This is a genomic window from Candidatus Accumulibacter contiguus, from assembly GCF_012940005.1.
GTDB classification, from domain to species: Bacteria; Pseudomonadota; Gammaproteobacteria; order Burkholderiales; family Rhodocyclaceae; genus Accumulibacter; species Accumulibacter contiguus.
Map to the genome: position 1 here is coordinate 1 of NZ_SPMX01000113.1, position 2606 is coordinate 2606.

Sequence of the window (2606 nt, forward strand, 5' to 3'; positions counted from 1 at the left end):
TGTACGGCGCGCAGCAACCGAGCATCGTCTGCGCGGTGCTGCAGGTATGCGACGTCGCCCTGCAAGCCGGCGAGCAGGTCAACTCGATCAACCTCGGCGACACGGCCCGCTGGACGGTCGAACCGGCCGTCACCGGCAGCGGCGCCGGCGAAGTGCAGCACCTGATCATCAAGCCGCTCGACGTCGGCCTGGAAACGTCGATGGTGGTGACCACCAACCGCCGCAGCTATCATTTGAAGCTGCGCTCGCATCGCAGCCAGTACATGCCGCAGGTCTCCTTCACCTACCCCGAGGAGGCGATGGCCAAGTGGGAAGCGATCAAGGTCCGCGAAGGAAGGGATCGCGACGACCGGACGCTGCCGGAAACCCGCGAGTACATGGGCAACCTGAGCTTCGCGTACGAGGTATCGGGCAGCGCGGCCTGGAAACCGGTGCGGGTGTACAACGATGGCCGCAAGACCGTCATCCAGATGCCTTCGACGATGGCCCAGACCGAAGCGCCGGCGCTGCTGGTGGTGCGCAAGGACGGCGGCGTGTTCACCGACGATGAAACCGTGATGGTCAATTACCGCGTTCAGGGCGACCGTTACATCGTCGATAGCGTGTTCGACAAGGCAATCCTGATCGCCGGCGTCGGTTCGTCACAGGATCGCGTGACGATCCAAAGGGGGAAATAGCCATGCGCCAGTTCGCCCTCTCCGCGCTCCTGGTGATGACCCTGGCCGGTTGTGCGTCGACCGCGCCCTACGGCAACTTCGCGACCGAGCCCCCGGCCGGCCTGGAGGAAAGGATTGTCGCCGACACGGTCAAGCAGCTGGTCACCCTGTATCCGCCGGCAAGAACGCGCTTCCATCTCGGCCAGCCGACGCCGGATGCCTATGGCAGCGCCCTGGTGGAAGCACTGCGGGCCAGGGGCTATGCGCTCGTGGAGTTCAAGCCGGGAACGGCCCCGCAGGCAGGCTCTCCGGAAGCCGCAGCGGCAACGGCGCCAGGGCTGAACCTGCACTACCTGCTCGACACGGCGGCCAGTCCGAACCTCTACCGGATCACCGTGATGGTCGGGCAGCAATCGCTCAGCCGCGCCTACCTCGCGCAGAACAACCGCGTGGCGCCAGCCGGTGCCTGGGTTCGCAAGGAGTGATCGGCGATGGTTGACCAAGTGACCGAAGACCAGATGTCCCCAGGGGCCTCGCCCGGCGAACTCTCCAGAAAATCCGGCGTGCGCCGGGTCAATAACCTGCCGGTGTATCTCGTCGGCGGTGTCATGACCGTGTTCCTGGCCATCATGGTGCTGGTCGCTGCGGATCGCGCGGCCCAGCAGAACAAGCCCAACGCCGGGCCGAAAGAGAAGGGCGGCAATACCCGCCTGTTCGCCAGCGAAATCGCCGGCGATCAAAAGGATGGAATCATTCCGCCGGCGGCCGCGAAGCCGCTGCAGGTTCCCGAACTCTCTGCGCCCGCGACCGCGGACGGCGCCGTGCTGATTGCACGCCCGGACAACCTCGATACACCGCCGAAGCCACCGACCCTGGCCGGTGGTGGCACGCCGCAAAGCGGCTCCCGCGACGAGGAACTGAATCGTATCCGTATGGCGAAGATGCAGCAGTTCGAAGAGGCGGTGAAGGCCAGAACCACGGTGCAGATGGTTGCCCCGCGTAGCGCGGGCTCGGCGCCTGCCGCTGCGGGTCATGCCGGCGCACCGGGCAGCCGGGAAGAAACGCTGGCGCGTCTGGCCGCTCTACGACAGCAGAGCGAGGCGGCGGTCCACGACGACCCGACGGCAGCCTACAAGGCCCGGCTGGCGACACTGCAAGGTGCCGGCATCGGAGGCGCAGGTGCCGCGTCTCCCCAATTGCTGCCAACCGCGGCCGCGGGCGGCAGGAACAACGTCGCGCAGTTCGGAAAGGACAGTAGCGGCGAGCCAGGCGATCGCTGGAAGCTGGACTCCAGGCTTGAAGCGCCGCGCTCGCCGTTTGAGCTGCGGGCCGGATTCGTCATCCCGGGAACGCTGATTTCCGGGATCAACTCCGGGCTGCCGGGCCAGATCATGGCCCAGGTTGCACAAGACGTGTACGACACGCCAACCGGCAAACATCTGTTGATCCCGCAAGGCTCGCGCCTGGTCGGCCGCTACTCGAGCGATGTCGCCTACGGCCAGGCCCGCGTCCTCGTCGCCTGGCAGCGCATCGTTTTCCCGGACGGCAAGGCGATCGACATCGGCGCCATGCCCGGCGCGGATGGTGTCGGCTATGCCGGGTTCACCGACCGGGTGAATAACCATTACCTGCGCCTGTTCGGATCGGCCCTGCTGATGTCTGCCGTGACCGCCGGGATCACCTATAGCCAGGGCCAGAACCAGGGCAACAGTGTCTATGGCGCACCGACCGCCAGCAGCGCGATGAGCGAAGCGCTGGGCCAGCAACTCGGCCAGGTCACCGCGCAATTGATCGCCAAGAACATGAACATCGCACCAACTCTGGAGATCCGGCCGGGGTATCGCTTCAATGTCATTGTCGCCAGGGACATGACGTTTTCCAAGCCGTACCAATCGTTTGACTACTGACGCCAAGGAGCAGTGAGCATGAAAGTCTTGACCAGCAAACCAA

General features: G+C 65.4%; 3 protein-coding genes. All 3 read left to right on the forward strand.

Translation table 11 applies throughout. The annotated features are described in order from the left end of the window. Positions 1 to 677 (forward strand): P-type conjugative transfer protein TrbG (trbG, locus tag E4Q08_RS23360; protein WP_169072173.1); only part of this gene is annotated, 677 nt, incomplete at its 5' end. A 2-nt stretch (positions 678 to 679) separates the two neighbouring features. Further along, positions 680 to 1141, forward strand: coding sequence for a conjugal transfer lipoprotein TrbH (locus E4Q08_RS23365; RefSeq protein WP_169072174.1), 462 nt, complete (start codon positions 680 to 682; stop codon positions 1139 to 1141). 6 nt (positions 1142 to 1147) lie between these two features. Further along, entirely contained in the window at positions 1148 to 2563 is a 1416-nt protein-coding gene (locus E4Q08_RS23370) for a TrbI/VirB10 family protein (protein WP_169072175.1), read from the forward strand. Positions 2564 to 2606: the final 43 nt, after the last annotated feature.